Annotated in this window: 21 protein-coding genes; 8 read left to right on the top strand and 13 right to left on the bottom strand. The window is 40.2% G+C overall.

Features of this window, described 5'->3' with window-relative positions; genetic code table 11:
• Window positions 1-109: 109 nt before the first annotated feature.
• The 4 genes from tnpA to QM865_RS08885 all read right to left on the bottom strand — a co-directional run bounded on the left by tnpA (window position 110) and on the right by QM865_RS08885 (window position 6,025).
• A complete protein-coding gene (gene tnpA / locus QM865_RS08900) occupies window positions 110-565 on the bottom strand; it encodes an IS200/IS605 family transposase (protein ID WP_261072772.1) in 456 nt (151 codons plus the stop codon).
• 249 nt (window positions 566-814) lie between these two features.
• Complete coding sequence (locus QM865_RS08895; protein WP_061758844.1) at window positions 815-1,834, bottom strand: hypothetical protein; 1,020 nt, start codon at window positions 1,832-1,834, stop codon at window positions 815-817.
• Window positions 1,835-2,263: 429 nt separating this feature from the next.
• Window positions 2,264-4,222, bottom strand: coding sequence for a peptide ABC transporter substrate-binding protein (locus QM865_RS08890; RefSeq protein ID WP_261072770.1), 1,959 nt, complete (start codon window positions 4,220-4,222; stop codon window positions 2,264-2,266).
• Window positions 4,223-4,417: 195 nt separating this feature from the next.
• Window positions 4,418-6,025 (bottom strand): glycoside hydrolase family 13 protein, encoded by a 1,608-nt coding sequence (locus QM865_RS08885; protein WP_414306486.1) that lies wholly within the window; start codon window positions 6,023-6,025, stop codon window positions 4,418-4,420.
• Between the two features lie 152 nt (window positions 6,026-6,177).
• On the opposite strand from QM865_RS08885, the gene QM865_RS08880 reads away from it, so the two are divergent.
• Together QM865_RS08880 and QM865_RS08875 are read left to right on the top strand one after the other, a co-directional pair.
• Window positions 6,178-7,662: a DUF1846 domain-containing protein gene (locus tag QM865_RS08880; RefSeq protein WP_414306485.1), complete on the top strand. Its 1,485-nt coding sequence runs from the start codon at window positions 6,178-6,180 to the stop codon at window positions 7,660-7,662.
• A 94-nt stretch (window positions 7,663-7,756) separates the two neighbouring features.
• Entirely contained in the window at window positions 7,757-8,239 is a 483-nt protein-coding gene (locus QM865_RS08875; protein ID WP_414306484.1) for an S-ribosylhomocysteine lyase, read from the top strand.
• 59 nt (window positions 8,240-8,298) lie between these two features.
• Here the strand turns inward: QM865_RS08875 and QM865_RS08870 are convergent, their stop codons facing one another.
• From QM865_RS08870 to rsmH, 5 genes are all read right to left on the bottom strand, one after another.
• Complete coding sequence (locus QM865_RS08870; RefSeq protein WP_414306483.1) at window positions 8,299-10,404, bottom strand: ATP-dependent Clp protease ATP-binding subunit; 2,106 nt, start codon at window positions 10,402-10,404, stop codon at window positions 8,299-8,301.
• A gap of 531 nt (window positions 10,405-10,935) precedes the next feature.
• Complete coding sequence (gene mraY / locus QM865_RS08865) at window positions 10,936-11,916, bottom strand: phospho-N-acetylmuramoyl-pentapeptide-transferase (protein WP_261072764.1); 981 nt, start codon at window positions 11,914-11,916, stop codon at window positions 10,936-10,938.
• A 1-nt stretch (window position 11,917) separates the two neighbouring features.
• Window positions 11,918-14,170, bottom strand: a complete 2,253-nt coding sequence (pbp2X, locus tag QM865_RS08860; RefSeq protein ID WP_414306482.1) for a penicillin-binding protein PBP2X — start codon at window positions 14,168-14,170, stop codon at window positions 11,918-11,920.
• Window positions 14,171-14,173: 3 nt separating this feature from the next.
• The gene (ftsL, locus tag QM865_RS08855; RefSeq protein WP_000227825.1) at window positions 14,174-14,491 is read right to left on the bottom strand and encodes a cell division protein FtsL; all 318 of its coding nucleotides are present in this window, start codon (window positions 14,489-14,491) and stop codon (window positions 14,174-14,176) included.
• 9 nt (window positions 14,492-14,500) lie between these two features.
• Window positions 14,501-15,451 carry a 16S rRNA (cytosine(1402)-N(4))-methyltransferase RsmH gene (rsmH, locus tag QM865_RS08850; protein WP_049551041.1) on the bottom strand — a complete coding sequence of 317 codons (951 nt, stop codon included), beginning with the start codon at window positions 15,449-15,451 and terminating at the stop codon, window positions 14,501-14,503.
• Window positions 15,452-15,616: 165 nt separating this feature from the next.
• Between rsmH and QM865_RS08845 the strand changes: the two genes are divergently transcribed.
• From QM865_RS08845 to QM865_RS08820, 6 genes are read left to right on the top strand one after another with little or no spacing between them, the layout of a single operon-like run.
• Window positions 15,617-15,811, top strand: a complete 195-nt coding sequence (locus QM865_RS08845; protein WP_001082470.1) for a helix-turn-helix transcriptional regulator — start codon at window positions 15,617-15,619, stop codon at window positions 15,809-15,811.
• A gap of 15 nt (window positions 15,812-15,826) precedes the next feature.
• Window positions 15,827-16,369, top strand: a complete 543-nt coding sequence (locus tag QM865_RS08840) for a DUF3278 domain-containing protein (RefSeq protein WP_414306481.1) — start codon at window positions 15,827-15,829, stop codon at window positions 16,367-16,369.
• A 10-nt stretch (window positions 16,370-16,379) separates the two neighbouring features.
• Entirely contained in the window at window positions 16,380-16,628 is a 249-nt protein-coding gene (locus QM865_RS08835) for a hypothetical protein (protein WP_414306480.1), read from the top strand.
• A 10-nt stretch (window positions 16,629-16,638) separates the two neighbouring features.
• Window positions 16,639-16,965 (top strand): hypothetical protein, encoded by a 327-nt coding sequence (locus QM865_RS08830; RefSeq protein ID WP_414306479.1) that lies wholly within the window; start codon window positions 16,639-16,641, stop codon window positions 16,963-16,965.
• Between the two features lie 26 nt (window positions 16,966-16,991).
• Window positions 16,992-17,570, top strand: coding sequence for a DUF3278 domain-containing protein (locus tag QM865_RS08825; protein ID WP_414306478.1), 579 nt, complete (start codon window positions 16,992-16,994; stop codon window positions 17,568-17,570).
• Window positions 17,567-18,043 (top strand): glutathione peroxidase, encoded by a 477-nt coding sequence (locus tag QM865_RS08820; protein WP_414306477.1) that lies wholly within the window; start codon window positions 17,567-17,569, stop codon window positions 18,041-18,043. Before QM865_RS08825 ends, QM865_RS08820 begins: the two co-directional genes overlap by 4 nt.
• 144 nt (window positions 18,044-18,187) lie before the next feature.
• Here the strand turns inward: QM865_RS08820 and QM865_RS08815 are convergent, their stop codons facing one another.
• The 4 genes from QM865_RS08815 to QM865_RS08800 are packed head-to-tail and all read right to left on the bottom strand — an operon-like array spanning window position 18,188 to window position 20,938.
• The gene (locus tag QM865_RS08815; RefSeq protein ID WP_414306476.1) at window positions 18,188-18,481 is read right to left on the bottom strand and encodes a DUF5960 family protein; all 294 of its coding nucleotides are present in this window, start codon (window positions 18,479-18,481) and stop codon (window positions 18,188-18,190) included.
• Window positions 18,474-18,836: a hypothetical protein gene (locus tag QM865_RS08810; RefSeq protein WP_414306475.1), complete on the bottom strand. Its 363-nt coding sequence runs from the start codon at window positions 18,834-18,836 to the stop codon at window positions 18,474-18,476. Before QM865_RS08810 ends, QM865_RS08815 begins: the two co-directional genes overlap by 8 nt.
• Window positions 18,833-20,248 carry a Y-family DNA polymerase gene (locus QM865_RS08805; protein ID WP_414306474.1) on the bottom strand — a complete coding sequence of 472 codons (1,416 nt, stop codon included), beginning with the start codon at window positions 20,246-20,248 and terminating at the stop codon, window positions 18,833-18,835. The genes QM865_RS08810 and QM865_RS08805 overlap by 4 nt, the downstream gene beginning before the upstream one ends.
• A 3-nt stretch (window positions 20,249-20,251) precedes the next feature.
• Entirely contained in the window at window positions 20,252-20,938 is a 687-nt protein-coding gene (locus tag QM865_RS08800) for an XRE family transcriptional regulator (RefSeq protein WP_414306473.1), read from the bottom strand.
• Between the last annotated feature and the right edge of the window lie 294 nt (window positions 20,939-21,232).

The following is a 21,232-nucleotide window of genomic DNA, read 5'->3' as shown; positions in this document are numbered from 1 at the left end:
GCGATGAAATCAAGCATTAGTAAAACCAGTGGAATTTACCCTGACACAGATTTCCACTGGTTTTTAGGATTTTTATCAGACTAACTTCCACTTGTACTAGCGGTGGAACTTAGTTTGGGAATTTACCGCTTAGTTCTTTTACACTCAGCTTATCGAGTGCAATGTCATTCTTTTCCTGCTCGCGAATATATTTAGCTACGGTCTTTTCGTTTAGTCCAACGGTACTTACATAGTATCCCCTAGCCCAAAACTTTCGATTTCCATACCTATATTTTAAATTAGCGTGCTTATCAAATATCATCAATGCACTTTTACTCTTGAGATACCCCATAAAATCGGAAATCGAAAGTTTAGGAGGTATCAGTACAAGCAGGTGTACATGGTCTGGCATCATATGACCTTCGATAATCTCCACGCCACGACAACCGCATAGATATTTAATAATATCTATCAAATCCGACCTGACTTTGTAATATATCGCCTTACGGCGATACTTAGGTGTAAATACTATATGATATTTGCACATCCATTTGGTATGTGATAAACTGTAACTGGTTTTAGCCATTTATTTTTCCTCCTTTATCTAACCTGAACAATTAGATTATACTTGGAAAAATAAATGGAAGCTTGAAGCCATAGTAAAAGACCCAATTATGGGTCTAATAATTAATGGACAGAAATCAACTGTTTTAGTGTTTTTGCTTTCTGTTCCTTTATGATCTCAGACTGAATAGATGCTATTCTTTTGTTTAGCATCGGACTATATTCTTTATCAACATCTATTAATTTTATCGTCTTGTTGCCAATTTTAATTTCACACATCTTCATTTACTCCTGTCGAAAAATCTTTAAAAATACATTCCAGAAAATCCATTTCGGTTAACATATTACTAACTTTTTCTATATATTCTTCTTTTGGTCCTTTAGCGTTTTTTACTAAAGAATATAATTTAACATAAAATAGTGTATATGAATTTCCCAAGGTCTTAATATAATAGCATATATCTTCACATTTTGCAATAAGGCAATCAATTAATAAATTGAATTTAATTGGAAAATCTTTAATCTTGTATTGAAAAGTAAAACTTACAAATCCAAAAATTGTAGGGGTTTCATTGTGCATATTTATAGTTGTTAGAGGAATCAAAACTGTATAGTCATTTCTAATCATATAAGTCGTTTTATTCTCTTTAAAGTGTATGAGCGCTTCCATAGTATCATTTAACATTCTGGGAGAACTGTTTTTAATGCTTTTTCGTTTCTTTTCAACAAACGAATCGTAGTAATAATTCTCTTGGTTATATTTATACTCTTTTGTTAGTAGTTGTAGAGTTATTTCCGCCTCACTACCTAAAAACTCTTTGATTAATATTTCAAGCTCTTCGTCAAAAATCGCTTTGAAGTATTCTTTACTCCATGAACTATACTTCTTACTAAATATTTCAAATTCTTTTAGTAGATTTTCTTCAGTAAGTTCAGGTAAAAAGTCCTGAATAGGTGCACTTACAAATCTGTCATCTTCTTTTTCTAATTTAGATAAAAACTCAACATCAGTTAAAACTGTATCTTTCATAAAAGAATGGACATTGTTAGCAAATTTATTATAGATTTGATATTTATTCCATACGTCTACCAATTTATACAAAAGAGCTGAAATGATAATAATTGAAAATACTAACCAGAAAATAACATAGCCATTTAATTTATTCCATAATGAACTAAATGAAAAAAACAAATTTATAACAGCTACAATTGTGGTAAGAAATATAAATAAGGAGTGTTGTTTTATACTACCTACAATTGAGAAAAGTGATTTCTCTGAAACTTTTTTCATAGTCATAGTCCCCAAAATAAAATTAACAACTAAATTATAACATAAAATGTGATACTGTTGGAAAATAAACGCTTATTTTTCATAATTTTATAATTCTTTTTTACGCTTTCAGCGCTCATGAGACCTCACGGGATAAGTTGTACATCTTTCCTCGTTTACTCTCGTGATTTACGCATATAGGTTACGACTACCTTTTGGACTTTAGAGTTTCGCGCCTCCTTATCCGCTATATACGCCTTACTATCACGTTCCTGTTCGTAGAGCCACGATTTCGCTATCCCTTCCTCTCCCCGCTACCTCACGATAGTCAGGCTTGGGAATCGCTATTGGGTTCACCGGTAGCGGGTGCCCACGGAGGACTTACACCTCAGATGCACGACATGCCCGTCGTACACATCAAAACAAGGTTCCTTACGGAACCTCGTTCATTTATTTAACATGATTTTCTGCTTCTTTTTGGGCTTTTTCGATAGCTTTTTTGCTTTCTTGCTCCCATTTAGTCTTAGCTTCTTCAAACTGTTTGGTCGTCACAGTGTCTTTTTGCAGTTTCATGTACTTATAGTTATTGCCATCACCCTTGATACCAACCAATGAATACCCTCTTGTAAATGGCGTTACTTTTGTTACAGATGCTGTGCCACCACTTGACATAGCTGACATAATCAGAGAATTATCAATCATCCAAGCCTGTGCTTCAGCATATTTTTCATAGCGTTTGGCTACATCTTTATTTTCACTATCTGCATCTTTGAGCATCTTGGTGTAAGTATCAAGCCCCAAGCTAGCAATCTTAGCTTTATCTTCTTGAGCATCTAGACCAAAAATCTTGAGGTAGAATCCATCCTCAGCATTGAAAGGATTGAGATAAGTTGATGGATCTTGGTAATCACCTACCCAACCATCAAAGTTCAAATCGTAGTCTCGATCAGCTGGCGTTGGTGCCAAGAAAGCTACGTTATTAAAATCATCTGTTGAAAGTTGCTGAACATCAATGACGATGTTATCAGCACCTAAAACTGATTCAAGGGTCTGCTTAACAGAGTTCATACCTGTCACGGCATTTTTACTTGTCTGGTCAACTGCAACATCCAAGTGAATGGGGAAAGTCACACCTTGACTTGCCAATTCTTTTTTAGCTTCCGCAAATTTTGCTTGGGCTTTTTCTTTGTTGAAATAGGCATCCTGGGCATCTGCCAAGTTAATACCTGACCATTCTGTGCCATAGTTGACCAATTTAGAAGCGACTACTTCTCCAAAGGTCTTATCTCCAACTTGGACAAATGTTGGAGGCACCAAGGTGTTACGAAGAGTCTTGCTAGCTGCTTCTTCCCCGTTTGACTGAGCAGAATAGGCTGTGCGGTCCAAGGCAAAGTTCACCGCTTGGCGGAAGTTTTTGTTCAAGACAGCTGTCTCAGTTGACTTCTTCTGCTCATCTGTCGTTTTAGACGTATGGTTGTAAGCCTTACGGTTGACGTTAAAATTAAAATACCAAGAAGTCTTGTCCTGCAAGCTATAGACGATATTATCCTTATATTTCTCCTTGGTCTTGGCAAAGTTAGAACTATTTGGATAAACCCCAGCGATAGAATAGGCTCCACTTTCAAAGTTACGGATGGTCAATTCTTGGTCTGAACCATCAAAGTAAGCCAATTTCACGTGTTCAATCGATACTTTATCATGATCGTAGTAATGCGGGTTCTTCACATACTCGATAGATGATTTTGATGTGAAATCTTTTAACAAATAAGGTCCGCTGTAGAGAATGCTATCTGGAGATAGGGTCCCAAAATCTTTCCCTTTTGAATTTAAAAACTCTTCATTTACCGGGAAAAGAATACTATTGGTTGTTTTTGAATTCCAGTAAGGTTCTGGGCGTACCAAAGTATACTCAACAGTCTGGTCGTCGATGGCTTTCACTCCAACCTTAGAAAAGTCAGAATCCGCTCCTGTAATATAATCATTCAAGCCCTTGATCGAGTTTTGAATCAAGTCAATGGCCTGTGATTTATTGTCCACTGCATACTTGATACCTGTCACAAAATCTTGTGCCTTGACTGGGGCGTACTCTTCACCGTCAGCCGTGAACCATTTGGCATCTTTTCTCAATTTATAGGTATAAGTCAGACCGTCGCTTGAAACAGACCAATCTTCTGCCAAAGACGGAACTAGGTTTCCATGGTTATCATTTTCAAGCAAGCCATCAACTAGGTTAGTAATAATGGCTGTATTATCAGCGTAGTAGTCTAATAAATAGTTAAATGTAGTTGGATTTCCACTAAAGGTTGATGAGTAAGTTTTTGTATCTGAACCAGATTGTCCGCAAGCAGCTAAAAGCAAGGTAGCCGCAAAAGTCAGGCCTGCACTAAGGACACGCTTTTTTGTATTCATCTTCTTTCTCCTTTATGTTAGTTTTTATAACATAAGTTTATTTTACCAAAATAGTGGAAATTTGTAAAGTTAATTGAATTTTGAGAATGAAAATTTATAAACCTTGGTTATAAAAAAACAAAGGATTTCTGCCTTTCATACAGTCCTCCCTTGTTTTTATACGATTTCAATTTTAAATTTTTCTGTAAAAAATATTTATAGTAATTCCACACAGAAAGCATCCCATGGAGCCAAGATTTGTTTTTCAAAAACTTCTTGAGCCACGGTGTTTTCAATCAAAACAGATTTGACGTTTCCTTCTACGGTCAAGTCTTGCTCTTCATTGGACAAGTTGGCCACAACTAGGAAACGACGGTCGCCATCTTTACGGATATAGGCGAAGACCTTGTCAGTTGTTTCCAAGAGTTCAAAGTCAGCTCGAATCAGCCAGCTGTTCTCCTTACGGATTTGAACCAGTTTTTGATAAGTATAGAAAATAGAATCTGGATTTGCCAGCGCTTCTTGAACATTGATTTCTTCGTAGTTTGGATTAACTGCCAACCACGGTTGACCTGTTGAGAAACCAGCATTTTTGCTCTCATCCCATTGCATAGGGGTACGGGCATTATCTCGTCCAATGACACGGATACTGTCCATAATTTCTTCCATCGGAACACCTTTTTCAAGAGCTTCACGCGCATAGTTGAGGGATTCAATATCTTCTACTTGGTCCAGTGTTTCAAACGGATAGTTGGTCATCCCAATTTCCTCACCTTGGTAGATATAAGGAGTCCCTCTCATGAGATGAAGCAAGATGGCAAAGGCTTTGGCAGATTTTTCACGGTATTCTTGGTCATTTCCCCAGATTGAGACAATACGAGGGAGGTCATGATTGTTCCAGAAAAGGGAATTCCAACCGTCCTCAACTCCTAATTCTGTCTGCCATTTATTGAAAATTTCTTTCAACTTAGCGATATTCAGCTCTTTTTGATAGTGCCATTTAGGCTGACCTTCCTGATACTGAAGACCGATATGTTCAAACTGGAAGACCATAGACAATTCTTGTCCCTTTGGATCTGAGTAGAACTTAGCAATCTCAGGCGTTGCTCCCCAAGTCTCCCCTACTGTCAAGAGATTCTTATCTCCAAAGGTCGCCTGATTCATCTCCTTGAGATAAGGGTGGAGCATAGGACCATTATTGACCACCTTCTCGTCAGGAATTTTACCAATCATGTCAATAACATCCATACGGAAACCACCAATGCCTTTATCAATCCAGAAGTTCATCATCTCATAAATTTTCTGGCGAAGTTTTTCATTTTCCCAGTTGAGATCCGGCTGTTTCTTGCTGAAAAAGTGAAGATAGTATTGACCTGACTTTTCATCGTATTCCCAAGCAGAACCACTAAAGATAGAATCCAAATCATTGGGTTCATCTCGCCAAATATAGTAGTCACGTTCAGGGCTGTCAGGATTTTCACAAGCCTCGACAAACCAAGCATGTTCATCTGAGGTATGATTGACTACCAAGTCCATGATGATACGGATATCACGCTTCTTAGCTTCCGCAATCAGTTGGTCCATATCCTCCATGGTTCCGAAAATAGCTGCAATCGCTTGATAATCAGCAATATCATAGCCATTATCATCCATAGGGCTGTCATAAACTGGAGAAAGCCAAATCGCTGTAATTCCTAACTTGGCTAGATAGTCTAACTTACTGGTAATTCCTGGCAAATCCCCAATTCCATCTCCGTTGCTATCCATAAAGCTCTTAGGATAAACTTGATAGACTACGGCATTGTGCCACCATTTTTCTTGCATCTTCTTACCTCATTATTTTAATAATCTGTAGTCTATGATAGCGCTTTTTAAAATTTTATGCAAGCGTTTGCCTAATCTTTTTGATTCCTTTTTTAACTCCATAGTTTCCTAACTTCCAATTTTTTATTATAATAGAGGTCAGAGGTAAAAAAATGAAAAAACAAGCTTTTAGTTCTGAACAATATTTGAATCTACAGCGCGACCACATTTTGGAGCGCATTAACCAATTTGACGGCAAGCTCTACTTAGAGTTTGGTGGCAAAATGTTAGAAGATTTCCACGCTGCTCGTGTCCTTCCTGGTTATGAGCCTGACAACAAAATCAAGCTCTTGCAAGAGTTGAAAGAGCAAGTTGAGGTGGTGATTGCCATTAATGCGAGTAACATCGAACATTCTAAGGCACGTGGTGACTTGGGCATTTCTTATGACCAAGAAGTTCTTCGTTTGATTGATAAATTCAATGAATTAGGGATTTTTGTTGGCTCCGTTGTCATCACACAGTACGCTGGCCAACCTGCTGCAGATGCCTTCCGCAATCAACTTGATAAAAACGGGATTGATTCTTATCTTCATTATCCAATCAAAGGATATCCGACAGATATGGATCACATCATTTCACCTGAAGGTATGGGGAAAAACGACTACATCAAAACCAGTCGCAACTTGATTGTCGTAACCGCTCCTGGACCTGGTTCTGGAAAATTGGCAACTTGTATGTCAAATATGTACCACGACCAAATCAATGGTATCAAGTCTGGCTACGCTAAGTTTGAAACCTTCCCAGTATGGAATCTTCCCCTTCATCACCCAGTCAATTTGGCCTACGAGGCTGCCACAGCTGACCTTGATGATGTCAACATGATTGACCCCTTCCATCTCCAAACCTACGGAGAAACCACTGTCAACTACAACCGTGATATCGAGATTTTCCCAGTGCTCAAGCGCATGTTAGAACGTATCCTCGGTGAATCTCCATACGCTTCTCCGACAGATATGGGTGTCAACATGGTTGGTTTCGCTATTACAGATGATGAAGCTGCTGTCGAAGCTTCTAAACAAGAAATCATCCGCCGTTACTATCAAACTGTTCTTGATTTTAAAGCCGAGAAAGTGAGCGAAGCTGCTGTCAAGAAAATCGAGTTGCTCATGAACGACCTCGGCATCACACCTGCAGGCCGTAAGGTTGCTGTTGCTGCACGCCAAAAAGCTGAAGAAACTGGCGGACCAGCCCTAGCCCTTGAATTACCAACTGGGGAAATTGTCACTGGTAAGAACTCAGAACTCTTTGGCCCTACAGCAGCTACTCTTATCAACGCCATCAAGAAATCAGCTGACATCGCTAAAGAAGTGAAACTAATCGAACCTGAAGTTGTTAAGCCAATCCAAGGTCTTAAAATCGATCATCTCGGTAGCCGAAATCCACGCCTTCATTCAAATGAAATCCTGATTGCCCTTGCTATCACAGCTACAGAAAATCCTGATGCTGCTCGTGCTATGGAAGAACTTGGTAACCTCAAAGGAAGCGAAGCTCACTCAACTATCATCTTGACAGATGAAGACAAGAATGTCCTTCGCAAATTGGGTATCAATGTAACCTTTGACCCTTACTACCAATACGACCGCTTGTATCGCAAGTAACGATTTCAACCTCTCCACTCTCGGAGAGGTTTTCTCTCTGTCTCAGGAGCCAGCTTTATGTTATAATGATAGGAGAAAACTGAAAGGATTTACTATGTCAAAAGAAGTTATTGTTGAAAGTTTTGAACTTGACCACACCATTGTTAAAGCACCCTATGTTCGCTTGATTGGGGAAGAAACAGGGCCAAAGGGAGACATCATCTCCAATTATGATATTCGCTTGGTGCAACCAAACGAAGACTCTATCCCTACTGCTGGTCTTCACACTATCGAGCACCTCTTGGCAAAACTCATCCGCACCCGCATTGACGGCATGATTGACTGTTCACCATTTGGTTGCCGCACAGGTTTCCACATGATTATGTGGGGACGTCACACCAGTGCTGAAATCGCAGCTGTTATCAAGGATTCGCTCAAGGAAATCGCTGAAACTACTACTTGGGAAGACGTCCCTGGAACAACCATCGAATCTTGCGGTAACTACAAGGATCACAGCCTCTTTTCTGCTAAAGAATGGGCTAAACTCATCCTTAAACAAGGGATTTCAGATGATGCATTTGAGCGTCATGTGATTTAAACACAAAAAAGGAACCAGTTTTTCAGCTGGTTCCTTCTTTTTATTCTCAAAATTCTGTCTTAGGCTTTTTCACGAATGACTAAAACGCCATCTTCCATATCTGCTTCCAGATGTTTAGCATCTAAATGATCCAAGTGGAAGTCTGTCACCTTATCCCGAATTTCTTGTTCAACCACGCGACGGAGAGGACGAACACCCATGACTTCGTCATAACCTTCTTCTGTGATATAGTCCTTAGCTGCTTGACTGACTACCAAATCAATGTCTTTCTTAGCCAAGGTTTGGTTAACTTCAGCCAACATCAAGTCCACAATCTTAGAAAGATCTTCCTTAGTCAAGTGCGAGAACTCGATAACTGCATTAAAGCGGTTAAGGAATTCTGGACGGAAGAATGGTTTCAAACGGTCCATCAATTCTGGTTTATCCGCATCTTCTGTCAAGTTGGCTTCATAGCCAAATCCAGCATTTGAGGTCGCAATAATGACAGTATTCTTGAAGTTTACTGTATTTCCTTGACCATCTGTCAAACGACCATCATCTAGAACTTGGAGGAGAAGGGTAATGACTTGAGGGTCAGCCTTTTCAATTTCATCCAAGAGAATGATAGAGTAAGGATTGCGACGCACACGTTCTGTCAAAGTATTGCTATTATCATCATAGCCCACATAACCAGCTGTTGTACCGATTAGCTTAGAAACGGCTGTGCGGTCACTGTATTCAGACATATCCAAACGAATGATCGCATCCTTGGTTCCAAACATATCTAGCGCCAATTGCTTAGCAAGCTCTGTCTTACCAACGCCAGTTGGTCCTACAAAGAGGAAGCTTCCGATTGGGCGATTGCCTTCATCAAAACCAGCACGGTTACGACGGATAGCACGAGCTACAGCTTCAACTGCCTTATCTTGACCGATTACCTTATCTTGCAGACGATGAGCCATATCTTTCAGACGTTCGATGTCTGATGCTCCCATTTGTGACACTGGAATACCGGTCATTCGTTCTACAGACTCAGCCACATCGTTGACACTTGCAGTCACTTTCATATCTTCTGTGTGGTTTTCGATTTTCTTTTCCAATTCTGCAATGCGTGTTTTATAGTTTAGAGCTGCTTCAAAATCTTCTGCCTCAACTGCTTTTTCTTGCTTGTCTTTTTCTGCCTCAATTTCACGTTCAACAGCATGCACATCTGTTACAGGATGTTGTGCCGCTAAGTGAGCTGCCGTTACATCGACAAGGTCGATAGCCTTATCTGGCAAGCTACGTTGAGGAATATACTGAACAGAATAATCCACCGCTGCTTTCAAAACTTCATCTGGCAAGATGACATTGTGGTGTTGTTGATAGAGGTCACGAATTCCTTGAAGGATTTTAAAAGTATCCTCTGCTGAAGGAGCATTAACCTTGACTTCGTTGAAACGACGAGCAAGAGCTGCATTCTTCAAGATGGTGTTACGATATTCGTCTTGAGTTGTTGCCCCAATCACTGTCAATTCTCCACGAGAGAGAGCTGGCTTGAGAATATCCGCAAGCCCTTTAGAACCACTGTCTCCACCAGTGCTACCAGCACCGAGAATTTGGTGAATTTCATCAAAGAAGAGAATGATATTTCCCGCTTCTTTTACTTCATTGACTAAGTTTTGAACGTTTTCTTCAAAGCTACCACGGTATTGAGTCCCAGCCTCAATACCTGAGATATCAATGGAAATAATTTCCTTATTCTTAATAGCAGCTGGAACATCACCATTCACAATGGCTTGTGCCAAACCTTCGACAACTGCTGTCTTACCAACACCTGCGTCTCCGACTAAAACAGGATTGTTCTTGGTACGGCGTGAAAGGATTTCAGATGTCTCTTGAATTTCCTTGTTTCGTCCGATAACAGGATCCAACTTGCCTTCACGAGCTTCTGCTGTCAAGTTACGACCTAGTTTAGCAAGCACACCGTCTTGTTTCATACCTGATGCCTGTTGTGGCATTTTTCCATCAACTTCTGCATTTCCTGGTAATTGACCAGTCGCACGATAGTGAGCAAATTCCTCAGGTGTCACTTCACGTCCATTAATCAAGTAACGACGATTTTCAGAACTGTATCCTCGCATACCACCCATCAATTGGTTAAATAAATCATCCATGTTGTTAAAATTATTAAAATTATTGTTCATATTCTTTACCTCTTTTTGTTATTTATTATTACTGATATTGACTATCTTTGACCTTTGTTTTAAAAAATTTAGACTAGCTAAATCACTACTCTACGTACTATTTCTGGTTTTTCTTTTTCAAGCAGGAGTAGACTATCTTTACTTCTGAAGATTTCTAGATTAAACATAGACACACCTCTTTCTATTTTACTTTAAATAAGTGTTCTAGTAAGGCTTTCATTTACCTTACGTTCATAATATACTACATTAGTCAGAAAAGGTCAAGAATTTTGACTTTAATTGACCAATGTTTTTTATACTCTTCGAAAATCTCTTCAAACCACGTCAGTTCTATCTGTAACCTCAAAACAGTGTTTTGAGCACTTCTTAGTTTGCTCTTGATTTTCATTGAGCATAAGTGTTCTAGTAAGGCTTTCATTTACCTTACGTTCATAATATACTACATTGGTCAGAAAAGGTCAAGAGATTTGACTTTAATTGACCAATATTTTTTAAACAGCAAAAACACCCTGAAACATCAGGGTGCCATTCTTATCTCAAATACAAAATTGCTAGGGTCAGGAGACTTGCTAGAAGCCCCACTCCCCAAAAGAAGAAGTCAACCTTCCACTCGCTCCAAGGATTTCCTTTACCAGAAAATCCTCCAAGTTCAAAATGGTGATGCACAGGCGTCATACGGAAAATACGTTTGCCACCAGTCATTTTGAAATAGCTGACTTGCATCATGACCGAAGTTGTTTCAAAGACATAAACAATTCCGATAATCAAGAGAGTCCATTCTTGGTGGAGGGCCATAGAGATAGCTGCCAACATTCCACCTAAAGCCAAACTTCCCACATCTCCCATAAAGACCTTAGCAGGCTTATGGTTAAAGACAAAGAAACCGAGCAAGCCACCAATCATGGCAAGAATCACTAGAAGAATATCCATCTGACCTTGCACATAGGCAATAACTCCATAAGCTGACAAACTAATCACAACGGAAATACTAGCTAGACCGTCAATACCATCTGTCAAATTCACTGCGTTTGAAAAACCGACTAGCCAGAAAAGAGCGAAGACAATATAGAAAATCCCTAGATGCACTTGGTAACCAAAGACAGAAAGCATATCGCCACCGCGCTCATAGAAAAGGTAGAAAACGACCCCACCTAGGAGCTGAAGAGCCAATTTTTGCTTAGGATTCAGCCCCTCATTGATTTTACGAAAGACCTTGAGAAAGTCATCTAAAAATCCGACAAGTCCATAAAGTACCAAGATGAACAAAATCATTCCCACATTATTGGTCAATTGTTTTGAAAAAAGAGCAAGAAGGAAACTCACCACAACTGCAGCAATGAGGAAAACAAGTCCCCCCATAGTTGGCGTCCCAGCTTTTGCCTGATGCTGTTTGACATCCTCATGCATCTGCTGGCCTGTAATTTGCGCCTTTCTATAAAATTGGATAAAGGCTGGAATTCCTACCAAAGTTAGTAAAAATGTCACAATTCCAGCACTGATGGAAATAAACATATTAGTCTCCTAAAGTTAATGTAATTTTTTTAATGTCCTTGATGGCTGTATTAGCACGAACATCTTGCTTCTGCACAGTAGAGCCCGAACCTTCAAATACAAGTTCTATATTTAACCACTTAGAAAAAGCTTCTGCGGTTGCTTTTGTCCAACCATACATATCTGGAACTTCCTCTGCTTTATCAGATAAGAGGAGAACTTGCTGGTTAGGTGCAAGATTAGTTCCTTCTTCTACAGATGATTCTTTAATCTTTGTTCCTGTTCCTACAACGATTGGTTGCACAATATTGCGACGTAAGGCTTCCGCCAAATCGCCAGGTGAAATATCCTTGATGCTAGGCATGGCATAAGCGCTTTGATTGGTTACCTGATCTAATGTTTTAGCGGTAGATTGCAGGTTAAGGGAATCTTTCATAGCCACTGCCCTTTCCAAAATAGGATTGGCAAATTCTCCCAACTGGATACCTGAATAATGCTCAGGCTGTTGAACTGTCACATAGAGGATAAAATCAGGATTTTCAGCAGGGTTCATCGACACAGCCGAAAAAATGTAATTGGTCGTACCAACTAAGTAACCTCCATTTTTCTCATCGGCAATCTGGGCTGTACCGGACTTGAGGGCGATATTTTGACCAGGAACAGTTACAGTTGGCTTGCCTGTGCTGTGGTTATGCATGGTTCCATAAACTGGATCTGTTCCTACCAAAACCATGTTGGTTCGAGTTAGACTGGCCGCATCTTTGGAAACAGGATTTCCTACAATCTCTTTTTGAGATTTCCGAACAGATTGGTCATTTGGGTCATACAAGGCACTGATAAATTTAGGTTCTAGCATGACTCCATCGTTGGCAATAGCCGTGAAGGCACGAATCATTTGGGTTTGGGTCACTGAAATCCCTTGTCCAAATGAACTCTGAGCAATATTTACGATATTGTCAGCGGGAAGTTGACCTGCATATTCATCCGTCAAGCCAAAACGAGTCGGAACACCAAATTTAAAGCGACTTAGATAATCCAGCCAGGTAGCATCTCCCATCTTTTGCTCAAGAAGCGTCATCCCAACGTTACTTGAGTGCGCAAACCCTTGAGAAAAGGTCATCATTCCTCCGCCAGTTAATCCTTCATTGACATCCCAATCTCGGATAGTAGCATCTGCTACTTTTAACTCACTACTATTGAAGACTTCTCCTCCTGGGAAAGTATTATTATCAATAGCAGCAGCGAGCGTCATGACCTTCATGGTTGACCCTGGCTCATAGTTACTTTGATAAAGGATATCACGCCAAACAAAGTCCTTGGTAAGTCCTTCCTTAGTATCGGCATCAAAGGTTGGTCTCTGCGTCGTTGCAAGAATTTCCCCCGTTTTAGCACTAACCAAGGTAGCCGTCATATACTTGCCTTTTACTTTTTCTTGAAAGACATTCATCTGTGTTTCCATGAAGGACTGAAGGGTGCTAGAAATAGTCGTATAAACATCCTTGCCATCTACCGTTTGCTGAGACACTTGTTCAGTTCCAGGGACAATATTACCCAGACGATCTTTTTCATAGGTAATAATACCGTCTTTCCCTGCAAGAATACTATTCAAGGAACTCTCCATCCCAGAAGTTCCCAGCAAACTCTTGCTACCATCCTCATTTTCATGGAGTTGAGCTAAACCAATAAAACTAGAAGCGAATTGTCCATTTGGATAGCTTCTATTAGGGCTAGTTGTGAAGTCAATTCCTTCAACACTAGCGTCTTTTAGATCCTTTTTAATAGCCATCATATTGGCATAGGTAATTCCATTTCCTTTGGCACCAAAGGAAACTTGAGTCAGATTCGGTTGAGACAATTGTTCTTTAACATAAGCCTCTTCCATATCCAGATACTTATGGAAAACCTCTGCTACCTTATTAAACTGGGCATCTTCTACATAAAGAATTTTACCCGTTGCTGATTTGTATTTTTTATCAATAACAGCATAGACATTATAGGAAGTTGCGTCCTCAGCAATCGGGACTCCATTTCGGTCATAAATAGTCCCACGTTTGGCAGGGACTGTACGAGTTATTTGGTGAACTTTCTTAGCCTCTTTTACTAGGTCCGTTCCAAATTTACTACCACTTCCGATAATAACAGCAAAATTAACCAAAAAGACAGCGAAAAGTACGACAGCTAACAAGCTGATGTACTTCCCCACTATTTTACGATTTTCTGCTGGAGATTTACGGTTTCTAATCGCAAATCGGGTTATTCTTTTTGTCCACTTCATATCTTACTCCGCTGATCGAATATTCTCATTATTCAATTTTAAGTCCTTAGAATTTGCGATTTCTTTCAAGCGTTCTGCCCTCAACAATTCATTTACCTCTTGTTTGGCATCATCCAACTCTGTCTTCTTCTCCTCTATCTGTGCATTGATTTTTGTCAAATCATTTTGTACTTGTAGGAGTCGCGTCTGCATAAAGATAATACTCAACGCCAAAACGAGAGCTGTAAACGCAATGGAAAGATAAAAAGCCTTCTCCACACGGGAGAATTTTTTTATACGACTCTGCAAGAATTGACTGGTTGTTTCTTTTTTATCTACCATTTTTTCCTCTTACTTGTGAATTTTTCTGGCCACGCGCAACTTAGCTGAGTGCGAGCGGTTATTGGCTTCTAATTCTTCTGCACTTGGCAAGATTGGCTTACGGGACACCAATTCCATCTTGGGCTTGAGATCATCTGGGATGAAAGGCAAGCCTTTTGGAACTTCCACAGTTGAAGCTTCCTTGAACAATTGCTTAGTCAAGCGGTCTTCCAAGGAATGGAAGGTAATCACTGAGATTCTACCATCTAGAGCCAACATCTCCATAGCCTGCTGGATAGATTCATCTGCTGCTCCCAGTTCATCATTGACTTCAATTCGAATAGCCTGGAAAATCTGCTTGGCAGGATGGCCCTTCTTCTTGAGCTCCTTGGCAGGTTTAGCCGACTTAATAATTTCTGCCAGCTCAGTCGTTGTCTCGATTGGCTTGACTTCACGTGCTTGTTCAATCTTACGCGCGATCTGTTTAGAGAATTTGTCCTCGCCATACTTGAAGAAAATACGAACCAAGTCATGATAGTCATAGTGGTTCACCACTTCATAGGCTGTCAGACTAGCTTCCTGATTCATCCGCATGTCCAGTGGCGCATCCTTTTTATAAGAAAAACCACGCTCACGCTGGTCCAGCTGAGGACTAGACACTCCCAAGTCATAACAAATTCCATCAATTTCCTGAACACCAGCTTCGCGCAAACGTGCCTGTAAATGACGGAAGTTATCCTTGATAAAGGTTACCATCCCTTTTTCGATATAGGGTGCCAAGCGTTTTTGCGCATTGTCAATGGCATTCTGGTCCTGGTCAAAGGCATAGAGATGGCCTTTTTCACTTAATTTACTTAATAAATATTCGCTATGGCCTGCTCCACCCAAAGTCGCATCAACGTAGATACCGTCAGGCTTTACGTCGAGCATATCAATCGTTTCGTGGAGTAAGACCGTTACATGATGAAATTCTTTTGTCATATCTTATCTATTTTACCACAAATCCGACCAGCTTGCACTAGTCAGACAAATAGGGCAAAAAAAGTAAGATTTCTTTAAGAAATATGTCAAATATGCTTGACATTCACTCTATAGAAGAATATAATATAGTCAAATATATACGACATAAATCAGAAAGGAGAACAGATGAATCGTGTGAAAGAATTTCGCAAGGAACTGGGCATTTCTCAGCTCGAACTCGCCAAGGATATCGGTGTCTCGAGACAAACCATCAATATGATTGAGAACGACAAGTACAATCCAACCCTGGAACTCTGTCTCAATCTCGCCCGCAGCCTCCAAACTGACCTCAACAGTCTCTTTTGGGAGGATGATTTTTAAAAAAGGAGCCAACTCATGAAAAAAGAAACCTTCACTGAAAAACTGATCAAACGCATTTATGGCATTTCTGGCCCTCTTGACGAACACAAACGGCGCGAAGCTGACCGTATCGGTAATAAAATCTTTGTGATTCTCTTTTACCTCATGACTTTAGGTAATCTTATTCCCTTTGTCCTTGCTTATAAATACCCGCAAATTGTCGCTATCGGCTATCCTATTGTGATATTCGTCATTTCGATGATTTCTGCTCTCTATGTGCTCTCCCAAACCAAGAAAACAGGCATCATAGCCATTGATCCAGATATGTTGAGTGAGAAAGAAAGTAAGCAACTACACTACCCTGGTCTGAAAGCAGGTTTTTTCTTTGGACTATGGATGTTTTTTATAACGCCTCTCCTCCATGTACTCATAGGTGAAAGTCAGGACTATTTTCAGTCTCTCCTCACTATAAGAAATGCTGTATCAAGCATTCTAGGTTCTGTCTTCTTCGGAGCGAGCATACAGTTTCTCATCTCCCGTCGCATTGCAAAAGCTAAGAAAGATCAGGATAATGATTAGGAGGAAACTCATGAAAAAAGAAAAGAAACAGTCACGTTATCCTGGTCTGAAAGCAGGTTCGATTTATGGAACCGTGATATTTTTTATAATTCCACTCATTGATAGCCTAACAAGTGAAAATCCAAATTTTATCAGTTCTCTTCTAAATACAAAACATATTTTTAAAACTATACTGGGAGCTTTCTTTTTCGGAGTGATGATACATATTGTCGACTCACTTCGTATTGCAAAAGCTAAGGAAAATCAAGATAATGATTAGGAGATCCCCTATGAAATCACTATTAACTTTACTTACCTATCATCTTTTCTTCAGTTCCCTGCTCATCTTCATCATCATTTCAGGGAACTTGCCAATCGACGAGACATTCCTCGTGCTAGTCTTTATTCTAGCACTTAACAAAGGACTGACTTATCTAAAGATTGACTCCCAAAAAACGCGCACACTTAACTTAGCACTGTACTTTATGATTCTATCTTTACCACAACTGATGCTCGTCTCAGGCAATTGGAATTATTATTTACTGCTGACTATCGCGAGCCTTTCTTCCGTCACTTATCTTTATTATCTCTATCAATTCGTAAAAGAAAGTCAGTAAAACCGCTCACTTAGGAGGTTACTAGCATGAAAAAAGAAGACTTAACCACTCGCCTACTCCGAAATCTCTTTCATATCCAAGGCCCTTTTGATGAATGCCGGCAAGAGATTATCTACAAGGCTTGCGCCCGCTCCATGGTCCAAATCGTTTATTCTTCCTTCTTCCTCTTCTTGTTTTATCTGTTATTTGGACGCTTCATAGAAGCCGTTCGCTATGCCATGCCCTACGTTTACTCTGGACTCATTTTTTTCATTACTTTAAAAACTCAAAGAGCCGTCAAAGAACTCCATCTGGAAAAAGATGATAAGTCAGAAATCATCCTCAAAACCTACAGCAAAGGCCAAATCAAATTCCGAAGCTGGGTGGTGTTTATCGGTCTTCAGATTGGCCTCTTTACCTTACTCATCTTTCATAAAGTCTTCGTTCAGCAGATGTCCCTTTCAGATTTTGTGAAGCTCCTCATGCAATTCGATAAAAGTGTTCCTTTGCTGATGTATGGCCTGATTATCGGTAGCATTTTTGGAACCATGACCTACGGATTTCTATCACTACAGGAGGAGAAAACTCCTAAAAATACCAAACAGAAGGAGAAAAGCAATCAATGACCTCAATCTACGATTTTTCAGTCTTGAACCAAGATAACCAAACGACCCCCCTAGATGCCTATCGTGGTAAGGTTCTCTTGATTGTCAACACTGCTACTGGATGTGGTTTAACGCCCCAGTACCAAGGACTCCAAGAACTCTATGACCGCTATCAAGAACAAGGCTTTGAGATTTTAGACTTCCCTTGCAATCAGTTTATGGGGCAAGCACCAGGTAGCCCAGAGGAAATCAATAGTTTCTGTAGCCTACACTATCAAACCACCTTCCCACGCTTTGCCAAGATCAAAGTCAACGGTAAGGAAGCAGATCCTCTTTATGTTTGGCTAAAAGACCAGAAATCTGGCTCACTAGGAAAACGAATCGAATGGAATTTCGCTAAGTTTCTCATCGGTCGAGATGGACAGGTATTTGAACGCTTTTCTTCCAAAACAGATCCTAAACAGATTGAAGATGCCATACAAACCCTACTATAATTTCACAATCTCGCTATGATTAGGTCTCCTTTAGCCTAATGAATAGTGAGATTTTTTGATTGGCTTTGGCTTAAATAGAAAAACACCCCATGATATGAAACATAAAGTGTTATAAAAATGATACATTTTACAGCAGACAACCCTCTACTGACTACTATTTTTAACCCCAGCATATTCATAGGTTCTATTTCTGGGACACTCTTTTTCCGTTACTACCCTAAAATAAAAGCGATGCTCCCTCCCATCCTTGGCATTCTCCTTGTTTAGGACAAAGTAGTTTTTCTGATTCAAGGCCATAGTGCGTAGGATGTCATCGATCAAAAAAGTCAGTGGTACATTCATAGCAGAGTATTTTTGAAAATCCTCTTCAAAACGAATATAGGCATCTGAAAAATAATCCATCTGTAGTTTATTTTCATACAACTCTTTTCTAGTCATAAACCCCTTCCTCCCACAGTCGAATTTCTAGGATATCTGCAAGCTCTATCAACCTGTAGCCCTCGCTTGTTCTAATAGATAATGATTTAGAGGATAACTCTCTCACATTACCGATGATAGTGACTTTCTGCTTCTTTTCCTTGACCACAAAACTTCCCTTTAGTTGGCCAACATAAAGCTGGGAAAGCAAGTGTAGTTTCTCATCTAGAGTCAAATCTGTCGAAAAATCAATACGGCTTTTTTCTTCACTGAGCGAACTGGTGTGTTCCGAAAGGTAAAATCCCATCCACTTCTGCATACCTGGATCTTGATAATCTCGCGCGGATTGAAAGGGTAAATAAGAACGATCGATCATTTTAATCCATCTAATCCTCCAGCAGAATGGCCCCCAATCAGCTTGCTTCTAGCAAGACTCCTAGAGGCCTCTTCTAGTGCATTGGCTTTTAAAAGGGAGGTGAAACCAAATTCTTCCCGAATAGAGTCAATAGCCGTCTGGAGCCTTTCTTCTTTTTCTAGCTTGTCAACATCATCAAAGAGGGAAATCAAACCAAAGGACTCATCCACAAATCCTGAATAGTTGACTCCGATACTTCTGACCGCTCCAGAAGTGTATTTGTTATGAAATAGCTTCAAAACATGGTCTGTTAAAATAGCTGTATTATTGGTCGGTTCGACCTTCATTTGTGTGTGAATAGATTGCCGGATCTCCTGTTTAGAGAAACCGACATAGATAGAGACAAGGGTTGTTTTCTTGCCCGCCCTTCTCAGTCTAATAGCCACCTGCTCCGCCATTTCTCGAAGAATAATTTCGATATCCCGTAGCTTCACGTAGTCTCTAGGTAAGATTCGAGAATTTCCCAAACCTTGGGATTTGGCTTTATAGGGCTTATGAACATTGCTCTCATCAATCCCATTAGCATGAAACCACAAACTTAGGCCAGCCTGACCAAGAGCTTTCTGTAACTGGTCTGGATTGCTGGCGGCCAATTCTCTGATGGAAAAAATACCCAAGGCATTCAAGCGTTTCTCCATCCGCCTACCAATTCCCCAAAAGTCCGTCATCTTAGGAATAGCCCAAACTTTCTCTTCCACATCCTGGTAAGACCAGTTGGCCCTCATGGTCGGAGTATGCTTGGCCTCATTATCCAGAGCCAACTTTGCCAGTAAGGGATTGGCATTGGACATGCCCACTGTAGAGTAAATCCCTGTCTGCCTCCAAATATCCCTCTGAATGTGGGCAGAAAGCAGATCCAGCTTGTCTTTTCGAGAGAGACTCTTGTCAGGGATAAAATAGTTGAGCGAACTAGTGAGATCAATAAAGCCCTCATCAATAGAGTAGGGATAAATATCATCTGGGCTGCCATAGTTTTGAAAGATACGCTGGATTTCCATATTGACCGCTATGTATTCATCCATCCGAGGAGGTACAATCAAGGTCGCTTGAGCCCAATCTTCAATATAACGAACATAATCCGAGTCGGTAGGCAACCCTTGCTTTCGAGCATTGTAATAGGAAAATTTGCGCGTTTTGATATCAAAAGGCAGATCATAGGCCCGACCAACATTGGACTTGCCAAAAATCTTCTTAAACATGGGAGAGGAAGCTAGGATAAGACCAGTAGAATTATCTGCTCGACTCATGACACAAAGCGAGGTCTTTAGCGGATGCAAGCCCCTTTTCACACACTCAACGCTGGCATAAAAAGATTTCATATCGACAAAGGCAATGTCACTTTTGGGCTCTCTGGAATAATCAAAGTAGCCCATAGGCTAGCCCTCCATTGGCACAAAGTTTCCAACGATAATCCCTACAATCCGAGGATCTTCCTCATAGGAAATGAAAATGTCCTTGTATTTAGGATTGATTGATACTAGACGCAGGCCATCTTCCTCCCGATAAACCCGTTTGATATAGGTTTGGTTGTTACAAACCACCGCATAAACCGCCCCATCATAATCAAATCCTGTCTCTCGAATCAGAGCCACTGAACCATTTTGATATTTAGGTTCCATGGAGTCCCCAGCCACCCAAGACGCAAAATCATGGGCCAACTCCTCATTAAAGTAAACTGTATCAAAATTCTGATCATCGTAGACCGAAGCTCCAATCCCTGCTGACATGCGTTCGTAGACACGATACTCGTAGAGTCGCTCTGGCATGGTCGCCACCTTCTGAGTTTGTTCCTCTTGAGCCAGATTGCGAGCATAAAGAACAACCTTTTCCTTTCCTTGCTTGGAGAGGCTATTGTAGAGACGAACAATCTCGATCTGAGTGAAATAACCTTTTGCTACTTTTAAAATGTTCTCTAGCTGAGGAACCTTCTCCTGAGACGGTTCCTTAATCCCACGTTCCCAAGCCGAGTAAGCCTGAAAACTAATCCCAAGTTGCTCTGCAATTTCCTTCTGTGTCAATTTTAACTCTTTCCTCCGAGCCTTGAGTTTCGCTGGCTGATACATAATTCACCTCCTATTATATGCTTGAATGGAGAACATCTCCCTTAGAAAGACTAATCGATGGTTGAACTTACACTTTTAAAATTCAACCAATTTGGTTTAGTTTTATTATATAAAAAAAGTGGACAAATGTCTACTAGGAATATCAGAAACATCGTGAGTTTTCATCAAAGCTAACTTCTCAAAGTAACTTCCACTTGCCTGACCAAAGTGGAAATTAGTCTAAAACGGATTTTTATGGTGGAATTAAGTATGAGACGTTTGAGTTAGAAATGAGGTCTACTATGACAAAACATA

This window comes from Streptococcus mitis, from assembly GCF_047462815.1.
Classification (GTDB): Bacteria; Bacillota; Bacilli; order Lactobacillales; family Streptococcaceae; genus Streptococcus; species Streptococcus mitis_DO.
This window is presented reverse-complemented; position numbering and strand designations above follow the sequence as displayed.

Excerpts from the sequence above, each read along its gene's own strand:
- tnpA (WP_261072772.1), bottom strand. The coding sequence starts at position 565 with ATGGCTAAAACCAGTTACAGTTTATCACATACCAAATGGATGTGCAAA.
- QM865_RS08895 (WP_061758844.1), bottom strand. The coding sequence starts at position 1,834 with ATGAAAAAAGTTTCAGAGAAATCACTTTTCTCAATTGTAGGTAGTATA.
- QM865_RS08890 (WP_261072770.1), bottom strand. The coding sequence starts at position 4,222 with ATGAATACAAAAAAGCGTGTCCTTAGTGCAGGCCTGACTTTTGCGGCT.
- QM865_RS08885 (WP_414306486.1), bottom strand. The coding sequence starts at position 6,025 with ATGCAAGAAAAATGGTGGCACAATGCCGTAGTCTATCAAGTTTATCCT.
- QM865_RS08880 (WP_414306485.1), top strand. The coding sequence starts at position 6,178 with ATGAAAAAACAAGCTTTTAGTTCTGAACAATATTTGAATCTACAGCGC.
- QM865_RS08875 (WP_414306484.1), top strand. The coding sequence starts at position 7,757 with ATGTCAAAAGAAGTTATTGTTGAAAGTTTTGAACTTGACCACACCATT.
- QM865_RS08870 (WP_414306483.1), bottom strand. The coding sequence starts at position 10,404 with ATGAACAATAATTTTAATAATTTTAACAACATGGATGATTTATTTAAC.
- mraY (WP_261072764.1), bottom strand. The coding sequence starts at position 11,916 with ATGTTTATTTCCATCAGTGCTGGAATTGTGACATTTTTACTAACTTTG.
- pbp2X (WP_414306482.1), bottom strand. The coding sequence starts at position 14,170 with ATGAAGTGGACAAAAAGAATAACCCGATTTGCGATTAGAAACCGTAAA.
- ftsL (WP_000227825.1), bottom strand. The coding sequence starts at position 14,491 with ATGGTAGATAAAAAAGAAACAACCAGTCAATTCTTGCAGAGTCGTATA.
- rsmH (WP_049551041.1), bottom strand. The coding sequence starts at position 15,451 with ATGACAAAAGAATTTCATCATGTAACGGTCTTACTCCACGAAACGATT.
- QM865_RS08845 (WP_001082470.1), top strand. The coding sequence starts at position 15,617 with ATGAATCGTGTGAAAGAATTTCGCAAGGAACTGGGCATTTCTCAGCTC.
- QM865_RS08840 (WP_414306481.1), top strand. The coding sequence starts at position 15,827 with ATGAAAAAAGAAACCTTCACTGAAAAACTGATCAAACGCATTTATGGC.
- QM865_RS08835 (WP_414306480.1), top strand. The coding sequence starts at position 16,380 with ATGAAAAAAGAAAAGAAACAGTCACGTTATCCTGGTCTGAAAGCAGGT.
- QM865_RS08830 (WP_414306479.1), top strand. The coding sequence starts at position 16,639 with ATGAAATCACTATTAACTTTACTTACCTATCATCTTTTCTTCAGTTCC.
- QM865_RS08825 (WP_414306478.1), top strand. The coding sequence starts at position 16,992 with ATGAAAAAAGAAGACTTAACCACTCGCCTACTCCGAAATCTCTTTCAT.
- QM865_RS08820 (WP_414306477.1), top strand. The coding sequence starts at position 17,567 with ATGACCTCAATCTACGATTTTTCAGTCTTGAACCAAGATAACCAAACG.
- QM865_RS08815 (WP_414306476.1), bottom strand. The coding sequence starts at position 18,481 with ATGACTAGAAAAGAGTTGTATGAAAATAAACTACAGATGGATTATTTT.
- QM865_RS08810 (WP_414306475.1), bottom strand. The coding sequence starts at position 18,836 with ATGATCGATCGTTCTTATTTACCCTTTCAATCCGCGCGAGATTATCAA.
- QM865_RS08805 (WP_414306474.1), bottom strand. The coding sequence starts at position 20,248 with ATGGGCTACTTTGATTATTCCAGAGAGCCCAAAAGTGACATTGCCTTT.
- QM865_RS08800 (WP_414306473.1), bottom strand. The coding sequence starts at position 20,938 with ATGTATCAGCCAGCGAAACTCAAGGCTCGGAGGAAAGAGTTAAAATTG.